This window comes from Hymenobacter sp. BRD67, from assembly GCF_013256425.1.
Taxonomy (GTDB): Bacteria; Bacteroidota; Bacteroidia; order Cytophagales; family Hymenobacteraceae; genus Hymenobacter.
The window spans coordinates 2,646,994-2,663,435 of sequence record NZ_CP053904.1; the positions used below are offsets into that span (position 1 = coordinate 2,646,994).

Genomic DNA, 16,442 nt, shown 5'->3' on the forward strand with positions numbered 1-16,442 from the left:
CAAAAGTAGGCCGCTGGCAATAAGCAGTTGCACACACCTAAGAAAAGAAGTGCCGCCTGGTCCGCTACTGCTCGCTTTCGCGGCAGTCGCTAATAGCAACCTTATAGTATGCCCAGTGCCCGTGCCTTACCAGGCAGTGTTTTATGGCGCTCCTTGCCGAGCGCGGCGGCTGGCTCGGGCACCCAATGGTGACGGCCGCCGGCTTTCTCATCGTTGAATTCGGTAGGAATGGTATTGGCGGTGGTGCGCTCTTTCCAGGTCAGGTGCTGCGTGCCGTCGTCGTGGCGGTCCATCGTGATGCAGTCGTCGACGGGGCACACGAGCGAGCAGAGATTACAGCCCACGCAGTTTTCTTCGATAATAGCCGGCGTGCGCGTGCCGGCTTGCAGCCGGATAGCCTGATGCGCGCCGTCCTCGCAGGCAGTGTAGCAGAGCTGGCAGCCAATGCACTTCTCTTCGTGAATGTGGGCCTTCACCTGGTACTTCATGTTGAGGTCCTCCCAGTGCCGCACGTTGGGCAGGGCCTTGCCCACGAAGTCGTAGATGGTGTTAAAATTTTTCTCTACCATATACTGCTCCAGCCCGCTCACCAGCTCGCGAATGATGCCAAAGCCAAAGTGCATAGCCGCCGTGCACACCTGCACCGAGCTGGCGCCCAGCAGGATATGCTCCACGGCGTCGCGCCAGTTCTCGATGCCGCCGATGCCCGAGATAGGCAGGCGCACGTCGGGGTGCTGGGCGCAGTTCTTCACCATGTTCAGGGCAATGGGTTTCACGGCCGGGCCGCAGTAGCCGCCGTTGGTGCCCTGGCCATCCACAATCGGGTAGGGCGCGAAGCGGTCAAGGTCCACGCCCACAATACTTTGAATGGTGTTTATCAAGGAGATGGCATCGGCCCCGCCGCGCCGCGCCGCCTGGGCCGGCTCTGTGATGTCGGAGATATTGGGCGTGAGCTTCACGATAACGGGCTTTTGGGCCACTTCCATCACCCATTCCACTATCATTTGCAACACGTTGGGCTCCTGCCCTACCGCCGAGCCCATGCCACGCTCGCACATGCCGTGCGGGCAGCCGAAGTTCAGCTCGAAGCCGTCGGCGCCGGCATCCTGGCTCTGGCGCACGATGTCGTGCCACTCCTGCCGGCTCTGCACCATGAGCGAGGCAATGACGGCGTGGTCGGGAAAGCGCTTTTTGACTTCCGAAATCTCGCGCAGGTTGTCGGTCAGCGGGCGGTCCGATATCAGCTCGATGTTGTTGAAGCCCACCAGCCGCTTGTCGCGGTAGCTGACGCCGCCGTAGCGGCTCGACACGTTGATGACGGGCACGCCGAGCGTTTTCCACACCGCGCCGCCCCAGCCCGCGTCGAAGGCTTTCATCACCTGGTAGCCGGAGTTGGTGGGCGGCGCCGAGGCCAGCCAGAACGGGTTGGGCGAGGTGATGCCGGCGAAGTTTATGGAAAGGTCGGGCATAATGTAGCGCGGACTCTGTGAGTCCGCAAGTAAAGTGTTGGTGACTTGCCAAGCGGGCGCTTGGCTCCCTACGCGCGGACTCGCAGAGTCCACGCCACAGCGCTACTTACTCAAAAAGGCGTGGATGCCCCGCGCGGCCACCTTGGCTTCGGCGGCGGCGTTCACTACTTCGGCGCCGCCGTTGCGGGCATCGCCGGAGGTGAAATACTGCGGGTTGGTGGTCTGGCCCGCGGCATCGGCCACGATGCGGCCCCGGCCGTCCAGCTCCAGGCCCGGAATGTGGTGCAGAAAATGGGTCTGCTTGGCCTGGCCAGTGGCTTTAATCACCATGTCGCAGGCTTGCACAAACTCGGAGCCGGGTACTTCGCGCACGCGACCGTCTTCGATTACCGTGCGAATGAAGCGCACCCCTGCCACATAGTCATCGCCCACTATTTCGAGCGGCGCTACATTAAACAACCCCTTCATGCCCACGGCTTTAGCAAGTTCGTATTCAAAGTCATAGGCGCCCATCTCTTCCTTGCCGCGCCGGTAGGCCAGTACCACGCTCTCGGCCCCCAGCCGGGCGGCTTCGGAGGCGGCATCCATGGCGGTGTTGCCGCCGCCGAACACGATGACCGTGCGGCCCACCTGCATCTGCTGCTGACGCTGACGCAGCTCTTCAATAAATTCGACCGCGCCCACGCAATTGATTTTTTCCTCGCCGGGCAGCCCCAGCTGGGTAGTTTTACCCAGGCCGATACCCAGGAAAATGGCGTCGTATTCGGCTTCGAGCGCGGCCAGGTCGGCGCGGCCGGTAATCGGCGCGTGGTAGCGCACCTCGTAGCCGAACTGCCCTTGCAGGTAGGTCATTTCGGCCAGCGCCTCCTCGTTGGTGATTTTGTAGGGCGCCACGCCGTACACCGTGAGGCCCGAAGGCTGGGCTTTGGCTTCAAAAACCGTGACTTCGTAGCCCAGCGCCCGCAGCTCACAGGCGGCCGAGATGCCCGCGGGGCCGGCCCCTATTACGGCCACGCGCTTGCCGTTGGCCGGACCGGGCGTGAAGAGCTTTTTGTTTTCCGTTATGGCCTGGGTAGTGGCGTAGCTTTGCAGGCGGCCTATCTCTATCGGCTTCACGTCCTGCAGGTTGTACACGCAGGAACCTTCGCACAGCACCTCCGTGGGGCACACCTTGCCGCAGGCGTTGCCGAAGTAGTTGGCCTCGTAGATGGTGCGCGCCGAGCCGGTCACGTTGCCCGAGTTTATCTGCCGGATAAACTGCGGAATGTCGATGCCCGACGGGCAGGCCGTGATGCACGGCGCATCGAAGCAAAACAGACAGCGTGAGCTTTCATACAGCGCCTCGGTACGGCTCATATTCGGCTTGAGCTGCGCGAAGTTTTGGGCAAATTCCTGGGCGGTAGTCGGGGTAGAAAATTCGGCCATTAGATTTTTCCTTATTGAAAATCAACTCGTTTGTCATTACGAGTCGGCGAAGCAATCGCACCAGAACGACTCACTCGCCTGGTTATTAGCGCGAATTCTGGGTCAGTGTACGGGTTCTGTTCTTGCGTTCGCCTCACCCCCAGCCCCTCTCCGAAAAGGAGAGGGGAGCCAGGTTGGCAAAAAACGTACACTCACCCAGAATCCGCGCTAGTTTGTCTTCGTGCGTTTGATTCGCAGACTCGCAACGACAGACTATTTTTAACTTAGTCTTACATAGGTGAAGGCCAGTGCTAGTAACCCAAAAAGCAAGACAATGACGCCCAGCACCAAATTAGCGTAGCCCACGTCTTTTTTTTCCCGGTCACCATTTTTGGCAGCGAGCGTTAAGCCACGTTTAGTAAAGAATAAGCCTGCTAATCCAAGCGGCAGCAAGGTAAATAGTCCCACTGCTCCCACAAACGGTATTAGAAAACTCAGTACTAATAAGCCAAAAGGGGCAGCGTAGCAGTAAGTTGCCTTCTTATAATAGTTTACTATCTCGGCTCTGCTGGCCGTAGCAGGACCTAGCGGTTTCATCTGCAAGTAGCAGCCTACAATTCCACCAGCTTCTCGTACGTCTCGGGCCGGCGGTCGCGGAAAAACTGCCAGGTGGCGCGCACCTCGTCAATTATGTCGAGGTCGAACTCGGCGATGAGCAGCTCGTCTTTGTACTCGTCGGCCTGAGCGATAATCTGGCCGCGCGGGTCCACGAAGTAGCTGGTGCCGTAGAAGCGGCCCAGGTTCCAGGGCTTCTCCTCCCCTACCCGGTTGATGCAGCCCATGAAGTAGCCATTGGCGGCCGCGTGGGCGGGCTGCTCCAGCTTCCAGAGGTACTGCGAAAGGCCCGCTACCGTGGCCGAAGGATTGTACACGATTTCGGCGCCGTTGAGGCCCAGCACCCGCGCCCCGTCGGGGAAGTGCCGGTCGTAGCAGATGTACACGCCCACCTTGGCGTACTTGGTCTGGAACACCGGATAGCCCAGGTTGCCCGGCTTGAAGAAGTATTTCTCCCAAAAGCCCGACGTGTGAGGTATATGATTTTTACGATATTTACCCAGGTACGTGCCGTCGGCATCAATAACGGCGGCCGTGTTGTAGAGAAAGCCGGCCGACTCGCGCTCGTACACGGGCACAATCATCACCATGTTGTATTTCCTGGCGTATTCTGCCATGCGCTCGGTGGTGGGGCCGGGCACTGCCTCAGCTGAGGCGTACCACTTATTATCCTGGCCGGGGCAGAAGTAGGGCGTATTGAATATTTCCTGCAAGCACAGAATCTGCACGCCCTGGCGGCCGGCTTCTTCAATCAGCGGGATATGCTTCTGCACCATCGCTTCTTTTATTTCTGCGATAGAGCCTTCACCCTCCGTCATCGGCAGGCTCATCTGGATGAGGCCGGATTTAATAATTCTGGGCATTGTAAGGAGAATTAGGTTTGGAGAAATTAATAGGGAGCGCAGAGTTTCGCGAAGTGAGCAGAGTCTCGCGAAGTCACGAAGTCAAATTAACTCTGCGAGACTCTGCTCACTTCGCGAAACTCTGCGCTTAAAAAGCCGTTTTACCGCGCCGGATAAACTGCCCGTAGCCGCGCCCTACTTTGGCCTCGCCGCGGTCGATGGCTACTTTGCCGCGCAGTAAAACCGTGTCGACTTTGCCAGTCAGCTCCCAGCCTTCGTAGGCCGAATAATCGCAGTTCATGTGGTGCGTGGCGGCCGAAATGGTATGCTTTTTCTCCGGGTCGAGAATCACCAAATCGGCGTCAGCCCCAATGCTGATGGTGCCTTTGCGCGGAAACATGCCGAAGATTTTGGCCGCATTGGTCGAAGTCACTTCCACAAACTTCTGCGGGGTGATGCGGCCCTTGCTTACACCCTCAGAAAACAGCAGCTCCAAGCGGTGCTCCACGGCTGGATGGCCATTGGGAATCTTCGAAAAGTCGTCTTTGCCCAGCAGCTTCTGCTCCCAGAGAAACGGGCAATGGTCGGTGCCCACCACCTGCACCAGGCCTTGGTTGAGTCCGGCCCACAGTGTAGCCTGGTCCTTCTTCTGGCGCAGCGGCGGCGACATCACCCACTTGGCGCCTTCGGCCTCATTCTCATAGAGCGAGGCATCGAGCAACAGGTACTGAATGCAGGTTTCGACCAGCACGCGCTGGTTGCGCTCGGTGGCACGGCGCACTTGGTTGAGCGCGCCCTGGCAGGTGAGGTGCACGATGTAGGCGTTCACGCCCGTGTAGTTGGCAATGTCGGAGAAGCGGCCCGAGGCTTCGGCCTCCGTCACTTCGGGCTGCGAGAGGTAGTGGTAGAGCGGCGAGAGCTTGCCCGCCGCCCGGTGCTGGGCAATGAGGGTATCAATCATGTCGCCGTTGGTGGCGTGGGCCGTTACGAGGCCGCCGTGCTTTTTCACTTCCTGCATCAGGCCCACCATCTGCGCGTCGTCAATCATGAGCGCGCCCTTGTAGGCCATGAAGGTTTTGAAGGACGTAATGCCTTCGGCAATCATTTCCTCAATTTCCAGCTGCGTGTTCGGATTAAAATCCGTCACGGCCATGTGGAAGGAGTAGTCGCCCACGGCATTGCCAGTAGCCCTACCCTGCCATTCGTCCAGCGCCGCCCGCAACGAGCTGCCTTGCTTTTGCAGGATGAAGTCGATAACCGTGGTGGTGCCGCCGTGCAGCGCAGCTCGGGTGCCGGTCTCGTAGGTATCGCTGCTAAACGTGCCCATAAACGGCATCTCCAGGTGCACGTGCGGGTCGATGCCGCCGGGCATCACCATTTTGCCAGTGCAGTCGTTAACCGCCACACCCTCAGGCGCGGGCAGACCCCGGCCGATAGCCGCAATGGCTTCGCCTTCGACCAGAATATCGCAAATACTGTCCGAATCGGCCGTGACAACACGGCCGTTTTTTAGCAGAATCGACATGGGGATTTTACTTAATCAGGAACGTTATGCGGAGCTGGCCGAAGCATCCCGCTCACGGTAGCAATTCAATCGTTCAACAATGCGAGCGAGATGCTTCGGCCAGCTCCGCATAACATTCTGTTTAACTAACTGACTAGTGGCAAGCAGCATCCGTGATTTTAAGCGCCTCCGAGATAATTGCCAGGCCCTCGTCCAGCTCCGTCTTATTGATGCACAGCGGCGGGGCAATGAAAATATAATTCCAGCGCACGAAGGTGTACATACCCAGCTCCTTGATTTTGGCGGCCACCTCGTTCATGATGGTCATCTGGTCGGGCGAGGCGTTCCAGGGGGCCATCGGCTCTTTGGTCTGGCGGTTTTTCACCAGCTCCAGGCAGCCGAAGAGGCCAGTGTTGCGCCAGTCGCCGATGCTGGGGTGCTGCTGCATCAGCTCGGCCACGCGCTCGTCGAGGTAGTAGCCCATCTCGACGGTGTTTTCGAGCAGGTGGTCTTCCTCATAAATGTCGAGCACGGCCACGGCGGCGGCACAGCTCACGGGGTGCGCCGAGTACGTGAGGCCGAGCGGCAACGGCTTGTTATCAAATGACTTAGCAATGGCTTCATCGACCATCACGGCCCCCAGCGGCACGTAGCCGGCGGTGATGCCCTTAGCCATGCACATAATGTCAACCTTCACGCCGTGGTGGTCGGAGCCGAACCACTTGCCGGTGCGGCCAAAACCCGACATTACCTCGTCGGCCACCAGCAGAATATCGTATTTATCACATACTTCACGCACGCGCTTCCAGTAGCCGGGCGGGTACTTGATGCAGCCCGAGGTCCCCGATTCCCCTTCCAGGAAAATGGCGGCCACGCTGCCGGGGTTTTCGTAGCCGATAATTCGCTCCAGAGCGTCGGCGGCACGCTCGGCGCACTGTTCGGGCGTGGTGCTGTACCAGGGGCAGCGGTAGAAATAGGGGTTTTCGACGTGCACCGTTCCCGGCATGGCCTGGCTATCGACGGCAAACTTGCGCGGGTCGCCGCCCACACTCATGGCCCCGTAGCTCGCGCCGTGAAACGACTGGTAGAGCGACACAATCTTGTGCCGGCCGGTGTAGATGCGCGCCAGCTTAATCGCGTTTTCAATAGCTTCGGCCCCGCCCAGCGTGAAAAACGCCTTGGTGAGGTTGGCTGGCGTTATCTCGGCCAGCTTGCGGCCCAGGTCGCCCCGCGCCTTGGTTATCATGCCGGGGTACACATAGCTCAGCTCGCGCATCTGGGCAGCCACGGCCTCGGTCACGCGCTGGTCGCCGTGGCCGATGTTCACATTCATCAGCTGCGACGAGAAGTCGATGTAGCGCTTGCCGTCGCGGTCGTAGAGGTACACGCCCGCCGCGCGCTCGGCACTGATGGGGTTCAGGCCCGCCTGTTTCGACCACGAAAACAGTGTGTGGTCGAGGTTGTCGTGCAGGATTTGCTGCTGGTCGAGGTCGAGAGTTGGGTGCATAATTGTCAGTACGTATCGTTCAAAATACTGCTGGCCAACGTTTAGCGCAGCGCGTAACAGTAGGCCGATGGGTGTGACGAGTCTCCGCACTCGCGGCAGGTATACAAAAGCGAGTTTAGCAACTCGCCCCACTTTGCGGCCTGCCATTACGCGCTGCGCTAAACGGCGGCCAGCGTTGTTTGCGCTAGCTCATCCAGTTCACCCGCGACTCAGGGTTCCACTTGGTAGTCGTTTTCTTCAATTGGGTCCAGAACTCAATCGAGCTTTTTCCGGTGATGTCGCAGGCGCCGAATTTCGACTCGTTCCAGCCACCGAAGGAGAAGGGTTCGCGGGGCACGGGCACACCGATGTTCACGCCAATCATGCCGGCGCTGGCGTGGTCCATTACGTAGCGGGCGTGGCTGCCGCTTTGGGTGAAAACGGCGGCAGCGTTGCCGTAGGGATTGGCATTTTCGATGGCCAGGGCCTCATCCAGCGTTTTGGTGCGCAGGATGGCCAGCACCGGGCCGAACACTTCTTCCTGGGCAATGGCCATGTCGGGTGTCACGTAATCAATTACTGTGGGGCCGACGTAATAGCCGTCTTCGTGGCCAGGCACCACGGCGCCACGACCATCAAGCAGCACCTTGGCCCCGGCTGCTTCGGCCTCAGTGATGTAGCGCTCGATGCGCGCTTTGGCCTCGCGGCTGATAACCGAGCCGAGGTTTTTGCCGGGCATAATTTTGCGGGCTTCTTCTACTAGTTTACTTACAATGTGGTCTACGTTGCCCACGCCCACCATAGTAGAGCCGGCCATGCAGCGCTGACCCGCGCAGCCCGACATACTGGCAGCCACGTTGGAAGCGGTCATTTCGGGATGGGCGTCGGGCAATACCAGCAGGTGATTTTTGGCGCCGCCCAGCGCCACGCAGCGCTTCAGGTTGGAGGTGGCGCGGATGTAGACGACCTTGGCAATGGGAGTAGAACCGACAAACGATACGGCCTTAATATCGGGGTGGTCGCATATTGCTTCCACGATGGTTTTATCACCATTCACCACGTTGAGCACGCCGTCGGGCAGGCCGGCTTCTTTCAGCAGTTCGGCGATTTTGACGGCGCTCAACGGCACTTTTTCGGATGGCTTCAGAATCAGGCAGTTGCCGAGCACCAGCGCGTTGGGAATAGTCCAGTGCGGCACCATGTTGGGGAAGTTGAACGGGGCGATGCTGGCCACCACGCCCAGCGGCTTGCGCTCGGCGCGGGCTTCCACGCCCTTGCTCACTTCCAGAAACTCGCCCTGCACAAGCTGCGGCAGCGAGCAGGCAAACTCGGTCAGCTCCACGGCCTTTTCGACTTCGGCGCGGGCTTCGTCGAAGGTCTTGCCGTTTTCCTCGCGCACCAGCTCGGCCAGGGCCTGCATATCGCGCTCGAGCAGCGTTTTGTAGCGATAAAATATCTGCACCCGCTCCTTTATTGGCGTGGCCGACCAGGCCGGGAAGGCAGCCTGCGCGGCTTTAACTGCCGCATCAAGGTCGGCGGCCGTGCTCAGTGGCATAGCCGAGATAACGGCTCCGCTCAACGGGCTGAATACATCGAGCAGGGCGGCGGCCGGCGTATCGATGGGCTGGCCCGCGACGTAGTTGCGAATGGCAGGATACTTCAAAGCTTGCGTCTCCATGAATTACCAGAAGGTTTAGGGGGCGCAAGCTACCGTTTTTTTTGGAAATGCAAACTAAATGCGGACATTTTTTAGCTAAATTCCAAAAAAGCTGCGGCATTTTTTCAACATCAGCAGTTTCTCTCCTTCATGCCTGCGGTATACCCAGGGTTTGCTGCGCGTATTCATCCTTGGTTATACGGTATTGCCAGAGGTCATGGTACTGGCCGTCGCGCCTGGTATGCTGCACCAGCTCGCCTTCCTTTACCATACCATTTTTCAGCATCACCCGGCCCGAAGCGGGGTTGCTGACGATATGAGTAGCATATAGTTTATTCAGCTGTAGCTCTTTGAAGCCAAAGCCTAGTAGCGCCGCCAGCGCCTCGCTGGCCAGCCCCTGGCCCCAATAGGCCTGGCCCAGCCAGTAGCCCACCTCAGCGCGGTCGAAGCGCCGCTCGACGGTGAGGCCGATGCCGCCAATGAGCTCGCCGGTAGCCAGTAGCTCGATGGCAAAGGCGTAGCCGGTTTGCTGCACGTAGTTTTCCTCGGTGAGTTGTACCCAGCGGCGGCCATCTTCCTCCAGGTAAGGATGCGGGATATTGAGGGTATTTTTTGCTACCTCGTAATTACCAGCCAGGACTACGAGGCGCGGCACATCGGCCAGTGTGAAGGCGCGGAGCCGCAAGCGGGGGGTGACAAGCTGAGGAGAAGGCATTACTGTCCTGCTATTTAGTCCATTCACTACTTATTATTTCACCTGTCTCAGGGTCAAGGATGCAGCAAAAGCAGTCCCAGGTAGCAACTTTTATTAGACGGCCATCCCCGACAAAGCCGGTGTAAAAATCGCCTAGCCGCCTGGCTTCGGCTATCCAAAGTCGGTCGCCTTCCGCACTGTAAGCGTAGAGATTACGAATAGGGCCGGCAAAGGGAAATTTCATCCAGTCGTAAATAACCAGCAGTTTATCTTCAAATTGCTGCGTTTTGAGGACGGTGAATTCCATAGGGTGTTACCGCTTCCCCCACAGCGGCACGCGGCTCTCAGTGCCGGCGCGCAGGCGGCCGATGTTGGCGCGGTGGGTGTAGATAAGCATAAGGGCCAGCAGGAAGCCAAACCAGATTTGCAGGGAGGGAATGGGGCCGTCGAGGTGTAGAAACTGCAAAAAGGCAAAGGCAACGCCGGCCGTCATGCTGCTCAGCGACACGTAGCGCGTAGTACTTAGTACGGTCAGAAATACGAGCAGTGCCACGCCCACCGTGGCCGGGGCAATAGCCAGCATCATCCCCAGGATAGTGGCTACGCCCTTGCCGCCCCGGAAGCCCGCCAGCACCGGATAAATGTGGCCTACTACCGCCAGCACACCGCAGGCCAGCCGATAATAAAAAAGGTTTTCGGGCGTAATAAGCCCTTGGCTCAGCAGAAAGTTGGGCAGGAAGTATGCGGCCGCAAAGCCCTTAAACGCGTCAACGAGCAGCACAAACGTGCCTGCTTTCTTACCTAGTACCCGAAAGGTATTGGTGGCGCCGGCATTGCCGGAGCCGTGTTCGCGGATGTCGGCGAGGTTAAAGAATGCCCGTCCTACCCATAAAGCCGTTGGGATGGAACCAAGCAGATAGGCTGCCAGCAGCGCCGGAATAATGTAGAGCATGCCGCAAAAGTAAGCTGCCCCGGAGCTCGGCTCCGGGGCAGCTTACTTATGAGTCGCCGAAGGGGTCTTCCTCACCCTTCTTCTTCTTTTTCTTGGATTTCCTATCGGGCTCAATGCCAGGCTCGCCCGTGGGGTCAGGCATATCAGCCTTCTGCTTTTTCACCGGGGCTTCTACAGGAGCAGCGGCTGGCGCTTCTACGGAGGTAGCTGGTGCAGTTGCTTTTAGCGAGTCGGCCGCAGGCTTTGCCCCGGCAGCCGGCGCTGGCTTTGCCACTGCCGGGGCCGGGGCTACTGGTGCTGGGGCAGACTTCTTAGGAGCTGGAGCCACCGGCGGCACGTCGCTCTCAGCGAAGGGGTCATTATCCTTCTTTTTCTTCGGCTTTTTGGCGGGCTCGGCCGCAGCTGGCGTAATAACGCCGTCGCCATAGGGGTCGTTATCCTTCTTTTTCTTCTTTTTACTGGCTGCCTCCATAGGGGGCTCGCCGAAGGCATTGGTGTCGTCAGAAGCAGCCTCGTCGGGCTTACGCTTCTTGTTTTTCTTGGCTTCGGCAGCAGCGGCTGCCGCCTCTTCCTGAGCGGCTTTTTCCTGGGCAAGCCTTTCCTCGGCAGCGGCCGTGGCTTTGCGGCGGGCCATCGTTTCGGATGCTGACTCGTTGAAATACGTGCGACGGAAGCGGGTCCGGAAGGTTTCTACCTCATCCAGCGCTCCCAGAAAAGCTCCGTATTCTAGAGCTGTGCTGTAATCGTACTTAGCCTTCGAGCTAATGGCGTAATTATATTGCTCATCGAGCGACTGCGTTACGAACACGCCTTTCTCGTAGCGAAAATAGTAGAAATAACCCGGCGAAGGCTCCAAGTAGAGCTCTACATAGTCCTGGCCTTCCACCCGCTTTATTTCCAGCATGCCATTCATCAGGGCATTAAAGGGCTGCTTCCCGACCCCTCCGAGCCCAATGCGTCCCACCGAATACCAGGCCCGCTCATGGGCGTTCCAGCGTAGGTCTACGTGGTTGATGACCAACGTGCGCAAGAATTTGGGCGAGAGCTTCTGGAGGGCATCCGGGGCGGCTCCCATCTTGTGGTCGGCAAAGCTCTTGGCCGCCTGATTGCCGCCCAACTGGCCAATATTGAAGAGGTCGTTAGGGTTACCACCAATGGCTTCGCCCGCAGACTTAGTCAGCTTCACGATATTGGCTGCCATCGTTTCGACACCTTTTAGCGGCATTACGATATCAAAGCCTAGCATAGCCTGCATACGGTAGGCTGCGGAGTCGGGCGCGCCTGTGCCCACCGCTGCGCCGGTTATTGTAAAGTTCTTTTCGGACGAAATCGGGTTGAATGGCCCGCGCCAGCCGAGCCGGCGGCTGGCTTCGTCGAAAGTCAGTGCCGCACCTTCGTACTGGTTAGGGTCGGCTAAGTCGGCGCGCGAGAGTGAGTAGCGTCCGGCCTTGGCATCGTAGCGCAAGGTGCCATCGACCTTAAAGATGGGATAATCGGTGGTATTGACCGGCGAGCCAAAATATAGTGGATAAACACCCGGCGCCTCATCGCTCATCAGGAGGCCCGCCGTGAGCGGGGCTCCATCTTCGCCCTTCGGGTTTTCAAATTGAATAGCAATACTCTTGGGGTTTATCGTGTCGAGCATGGGTACCCATTCGGCTCCCGACTTATTCTTGTTGAAATTGAGCTTTACCTCGCCCTGAAAGGCCAGCCCACGCCGCTGCGAGTTCAGCGTTACCTCACCTTGGTAGCCGATGCGCGGGGCCAAATTAAAATTATCATTAGCCTGCACTTTGGCGGCACCCGTCAGGGAAATATTACCGCTTGTAGGCACATCGCCGGTTTTGCGACTCTTAAGAAAACCGCCTTTCTTTTTGCCGCCCGCGTCGGCTAGGAGCCGGCCCCCGGCCGAGTCGGGGCGGAAATCGCTAAAAGTCAGCGCGACCGAATCGCCATTGGCATACTTGAACGTGTATTTTGCCTGGCCCTCAAACTCGTAGCGCGACTTGAGCACCAGGTCGCCGAGGTAGAGCTTGTGAAACTTGGTCACCGAGTCCATAACCACCCGCGCATTCTTCATCTGTTGAAACCTGCCGCCCGGCAGCACCACCACCCGGCCCGAATCGGGTAATACCCACGAGTCGGCAATAGCAATGTGATGTACGTTGTTGGCCTGCAGCTTATACTTAGCCAGGTCGTAGATAGCTGACCCGGCGCGGAACTTGAGTCCTTTCTGCTCGGGCAGCGTGGAGGCAAAGTATGATTTGACCGAGTCGGAACGGGAGGCCCGCAGTATTACCTGCTTCTTTTTGAAATCCCAGCGCCCTTCGCTCAACGAGCTGCGGAAATCGGTATAAGGCAGGTCAATGGTCGATTTGCTTCCCTCTTCGCGCTTAAATTCAGCAAAGCCGCGCTTGAGGTCATAGGAAATGTCCACCTCATTCGCCATCAAGGCAGGCTTGCCAGCTTGGGCCGATTTCACGCTCAGCAACGCCTTTTTACCTGAGTAGGAGTCGTTGGTAAAGACTAAGCTTTCTGAGCGCACATAGCTCTGCGGACCGTCCAAGCGGCCCGCCCCGCCCACCACCTTGGGCGTGAGCAACAGTGAGCCCTTAAATGTGTGGTCGGCGTAGACCTTGGCCGAGGCACCGCCCGGCGGGGTACGCAGGTGCAGCGAGTCGCTACGAGCCCCCAGTTGATAAGGTAGCCAGGCGGCAGCGTCACTTTAGGTGTGGTAGCACTGGCGGCAATGCCGCCGGCCTTCCCTTCACCAGTGAGCGAGTCGCCGTACATCACAAACCGGTCGCTTTGCAACGTGGCGGCCTGGTACGTCACCGTGCCGTTTGATTGCAGACCGTCTTTATTTAGCCGCACCTTCGCGCCGGCCGACAGGCGTCCCTTGCCGCCGTACATAGGATAGCCGCCGGTCGGCACGGTGTGTACGAAGCCCATCGAGCCATCTTCCTGGGTAGTAAGCGCCGTTTTGATGGGGGGTAGGGCCTTACTGTGAAATACCCCCACAAAGTTGCCCCGCGATTTGCCGGTGCCCATCGAGTCGAAGCTAAACGGAGGCACGTCGAAGTAGGTAGTAGAATCGTAGGCTCCACCCAGCACGTCGGGCTTATTGAAGTAGACATAGGCTCCCGAAGTTGAGCTAAACGACGGGTACTTGGGCATCTTCTTGCGCCCGAGCGGTTTTTGGGGTCGTTGAGGTACAGCCGGCCACTCTGGTAGTTGCCTTTGTTGGTGAGAACAAAGTCGCTGGGCGGCGCCTCTTCGGCCGCGGTGTTTTTGCCGGTTGCCTTTTTGCGCTTGTTGCGGATAGTCAGCGAGTCGATGCGGGGCATATCGATGTAATAGCCGTCGTAATCGAATTGATAATCGCGCCCTTTAAAGCCATAAACCGAGGTTTTTACCCGGCCGCCAAATTTCATGTTGCGGTTGCGCTCCATGCGTACCGTGCCGCTATCGGGCTGCACAAACACGGCCGCTGAGTCGTCGGAGAAGCTAAACTGCTTTACACCCCGCAACACCAGCTGGTTGGAGTTCATGTTGAGCGTAGCACTCCGCCCCGAGCCACTCAATGACTTTATATTAATATGGTCATAATCTTTCTTTTCGCGGGCAGCCCCCACGTAGTGCCGGGCTTTGCGCAGCAGCACTACCTCGCCGGTCTGAGGCCGCACATCTACGTAGCCATCGCGGGCGAGGCCGCCGATTGCTGAGCGCAGGTTGGCTTCGGAGGTATTGGTGGCTACCGCTACATCGTGCACATTAAGCACGTCGCCGTGGCCGTGGGTGATGCTGTAGCCCAGCAGCATTTGCAGGGGGTGCAGGTGGTTGATACTCTTGAGCTGCTGGTAGCGGGTATTGGAAAAGAAATCCTTGCTCTCAAAATCGGCCGAAACCTGGGTGGGAGAAGTCACGATGCTGAAGTCCATCTTCGGCTCGCGCAGGTTCCAGGTCAGCATCTGCGCCCGGATATCGACCTGGTGGTACGAGTCGGAATACGGCGCATTGCGGTAAAGGCCCTGGCCGTAGAGCAGCTTCAGCTGCTCCTTGTTTTTCAAATATTTCAGCTCCACTCCCGGATGGGTGATGGAGTCGCCGGTGCTTTGGTAAAGGGACACTGCGGCCTGGCCGGCCGTGATGACCGAGTCGCCGAGCACAAAGTTGCGCGAGTTGGAGCGGAAGCGCAGCTTGTTGTCCTGGCGCACCAGCAGGTGCGAAACCGAGCCGTCGAGCGAGGCCGACAGCATACTACTGCCCGCCAGCGACAGCCCGCCCTGGTAGGTAATGCCGGGCCCGATATCCTTCACCCGAACGTCGTTGGTAAGCGAGATAAAGCGCGGGTAGCTGCTCTCGGTAGCGCCGGGCTTACGGCGCACGCTTTTGTAGCTGAGGGCACCTTTTACAGGGGCTTCGAGCCGGGCGGCGTAGGTAAGCGTAACGGGCTGCGCCGTAAACTCGGGCTTGCTCAGGTCGAAGTCGAAGCCAGTCAGGTCGGCCGTTACGGGGTTGCCTTTTATCGTCCAGGCTACCTGCCCGCCGGTTCCTACAAAGTGGCTGCCCAGCGTGGCCGCCGTACCGCTCACCTTGTGCATAACGATAGAGTCGCTGGCGGTACGCATTACCAGGTCAGCGTCTTTCAGCTCCAGTACCGGCCCACTAATGGCGGGCGGGTAATACGCATCGTAGGCCGCGCTGGCCGATGGCACAAACGGCTGGCTGGCCTGCTCGAAGTCGGCCGCGCTGGGGGCAGGCGTGCTGGTTTTGGCTACGGGCTTGGCAGCCGGTTTGGCAGCCGTCTTGGCCGTCGCCTTGACGGGCGCTTTTTTCCTGGGCGTGCCCCAGCCGTCGTCGGCAGGTGCGCCCCAGCCATCGTTGGCTGCTTTCTTTTTGGAACTGACAATGGGCGCCCCCCAGCCGTCGTTGGCGCTGCTCCAGCCGTCATTTTTGCTGGCCTTGCTGCTGGAGGTATTCCACATATCGGCAGTGTCCCAGCCGTCGCTGGCCCGCTTTTTCTTTACTGCCGGCTTGGGTTTCGCCTTAGGCTTGGCCACGGCAGCCGGCTTGGCAGCGGGCAGCTCGGCAGGCTTCGGGGCCGGAGCGCTGCCAAACGAGGCATTGGGGTCAACGGCAGCGGGCGCTTTGTAGGCAAACGACAGCTGGCCGCCCACGGCCCGCAGCGCGTTAAAACCCGAGCGGTAGAGGTAGCCGCCGTTTAGCACGCGGGTCGTCATCATCAGGTATTTTTCCGCTTCGGGAACCGGGTCTTTTTCTACCGACTGGCTTACCGCGTCGATATATTGGTCGAGCTGCGTATCGTTGAGGCCGGCTTTGGTTTTGCCGCCGATAATAGCGCTGTAAAAGGCCGTCAGGTGCGGAATAGGCCGCATCTTCTTATCGAGTATCTTCTGCGACAGGGCCGCGATGGCCGACTGCTGGCTGGCCGTAAGCGTGTTGCTGCCCCAAAGCTGGCGCAGCTGGTCGCCCAGCGCCCGGGCTCCCGCATTGTTGGTAGCCAGCATCATCGTGCGCACATCGATGATAAACTGGGCCGGGTCGGCGGAGAGGTGGCCCGTGTAGCGCTGCACTGCCACCTGGCCGGGGCGCACTTCGCCGGCCACGCGGCCATCGGTGGGCGGCGTAGCCGGCGGCGCGGCTGGCTTGGCCGCGGGCGGGGCGGCGGGCGGGGCGGCGGGCTTGGCAGTCTGCGCCCGGGCGGGCAGCAGCGGAAAAGCGAGGCAGAAAAAGGCGGCGAGCAGTCGCTTCATAAGGTCAGGCAAAGGCCGCGGGCGGCCGGCAGGTCGTCCCCG

The 16,442-nt window shown here is 59.1% G+C and carries 12 protein-coding genes; all 12 read right to left on the bottom strand.

Annotated features, from left to right (window positions below; genetic code table 11):
* Positions 1–101: 101 nt before the first annotated feature.
* Entirely contained in the window at positions 102–1,469 is a 1,368-nt protein-coding gene (gene preA / locus GKZ67_RS12335) for an NAD-dependent dihydropyrimidine dehydrogenase subunit PreA (RefSeq protein ID WP_173242689.1), read from the bottom strand.
* Between the two features lie 102 nt (positions 1,470–1,571).
* On the bottom strand, positions 1,572–2,894 hold the full coding sequence (locus GKZ67_RS12340) for an FAD-dependent oxidoreductase (protein WP_173242691.1): 1,323 nt from the start codon (positions 2,892–2,894) through the stop codon (positions 1,572–1,574).
* Positions 2,895–3,152: 258 nt separating this feature from the next.
* Positions 3,153–3,470, bottom strand: a complete 318-nt coding sequence (locus GKZ67_RS12345) for a hypothetical protein (RefSeq protein ID WP_173242693.1) — start codon at positions 3,468–3,470, stop codon at positions 3,153–3,155.
* A gap of 14 nt (positions 3,471–3,484) precedes the next feature.
* Entirely contained in the window at positions 3,485–4,351 is an 867-nt protein-coding gene (locus GKZ67_RS12350; protein ID WP_173242695.1) for a nitrilase-related carbon-nitrogen hydrolase, read from the bottom strand.
* 127 nt (positions 4,352–4,478) lie between these two features.
* Positions 4,479–5,855, bottom strand: coding sequence for a dihydropyrimidinase (gene hydA / locus GKZ67_RS12355; RefSeq protein WP_173242697.1), 1,377 nt, complete (start codon positions 5,853–5,855; stop codon positions 4,479–4,481).
* 133 nt (positions 5,856–5,988) lie between these two features.
* Positions 5,989–7,341: an aminotransferase class III-fold pyridoxal phosphate-dependent enzyme gene (locus GKZ67_RS12360; RefSeq protein ID WP_173242699.1), complete on the bottom strand. Its 1,353-nt coding sequence runs from the start codon at positions 7,339–7,341 to the stop codon at positions 5,989–5,991.
* Between the two features lie 184 nt (positions 7,342–7,525).
* The gene (locus GKZ67_RS12365; protein ID WP_254244792.1) at positions 7,526–8,998 is read right to left on the bottom strand and encodes a CoA-acylating methylmalonate-semialdehyde dehydrogenase; all 1,473 of its coding nucleotides are present in this window, start codon (positions 8,996–8,998) and stop codon (positions 7,526–7,528) included.
* Positions 8,999–9,125: 127 nt separating this feature from the next.
* Positions 9,126–9,692 (bottom strand): GNAT family N-acetyltransferase, encoded by a 567-nt coding sequence (locus GKZ67_RS12370; RefSeq protein ID WP_173242701.1) that lies wholly within the window; start codon positions 9,690–9,692, stop codon positions 9,126–9,128.
* A 10-nt stretch (positions 9,693–9,702) separates the two neighbouring features.
* Positions 9,703–9,978 carry a hypothetical protein gene (locus tag GKZ67_RS12375; RefSeq protein ID WP_173242703.1) on the bottom strand — a complete coding sequence of 92 codons (276 nt, stop codon included), beginning with the start codon at positions 9,976–9,978 and terminating at the stop codon, positions 9,703–9,705.
* Between the two features lie 6 nt (positions 9,979–9,984).
* Positions 9,985–10,623 (bottom strand): glycerol-3-phosphate 1-O-acyltransferase PlsY, encoded by a 639-nt coding sequence (plsY, locus tag GKZ67_RS12380; protein WP_173242705.1) that lies wholly within the window; start codon positions 10,621–10,623, stop codon positions 9,985–9,987.
* Positions 10,624–10,669: 46 nt separating this feature from the next.
* Positions 10,670–13,225: a hypothetical protein gene (locus GKZ67_RS12385; RefSeq protein WP_173242707.1), complete on the bottom strand. Its 2,556-nt coding sequence runs from the start codon at positions 13,223–13,225 to the stop codon at positions 10,670–10,672.
* A 262-nt stretch (positions 13,226–13,487) separates the two neighbouring features.
* Positions 13,488–16,400, bottom strand: a complete 2,913-nt coding sequence (locus GKZ67_RS12390) for a hypothetical protein (RefSeq protein WP_173240516.1) — start codon at positions 16,398–16,400, stop codon at positions 13,488–13,490.
* Positions 16,401–16,442 lie beyond the last annotated feature (42 nt).

Coding starts and splice junctions, on each gene's coding strand:
- preA (WP_173242689.1), bottom strand. CDS start 1,469: ATGCCCGACCTTTCCATAAACTTCGCCGGCATCACCTCGCCCAACCCG.
- GKZ67_RS12340 (WP_173242691.1), bottom strand. CDS start 2,894: ATGGCCGAATTTTCTACCCCGACTACCGCCCAGGAATTTGCCCAAAAC.
- GKZ67_RS12345 (WP_173242693.1), bottom strand. CDS start 3,470: ATGAAACCGCTAGGTCCTGCTACGGCCAGCAGAGCCGAGATAGTAAAC.
- GKZ67_RS12350 (WP_173242695.1), bottom strand. CDS start 4,351: ATGCCCAGAATTATTAAATCCGGCCTCATCCAGATGAGCCTGCCGATG.
- hydA (WP_173242697.1), bottom strand. CDS start 5,855: ATGTCGATTCTGCTAAAAAACGGCCGTGTTGTCACGGCCGATTCGGAC.
- GKZ67_RS12360 (WP_173242699.1), bottom strand. CDS start 7,341: ATGCACCCAACTCTCGACCTCGACCAGCAGCAAATCCTGCACGACAAC.
- GKZ67_RS12365 (WP_254244792.1), bottom strand. CDS start 8,998: ATGGAGACGCAAGCTTTGAAGTATCCTGCCATTCGCAACTACGTCGCG.
- GKZ67_RS12370 (WP_173242701.1), bottom strand. CDS start 9,692: ATGCCTTCTCCTCAGCTTGTCACCCCCCGCTTGCGGCTCCGCGCCTTC.
- GKZ67_RS12375 (WP_173242703.1), bottom strand. CDS start 9,978: ATGGAATTCACCGTCCTCAAAACGCAGCAATTTGAAGATAAACTGCTG.
- plsY (WP_173242705.1), bottom strand. CDS start 10,623: ATGCTCTACATTATTCCGGCGCTGCTGGCAGCCTATCTGCTTGGTTCC.
- GKZ67_RS12390 (WP_173240516.1), bottom strand. CDS start 16,400: ATGAAGCGACTGCTCGCCGCCTTTTTCTGCCTCGCTTTTCCGCTGCTG.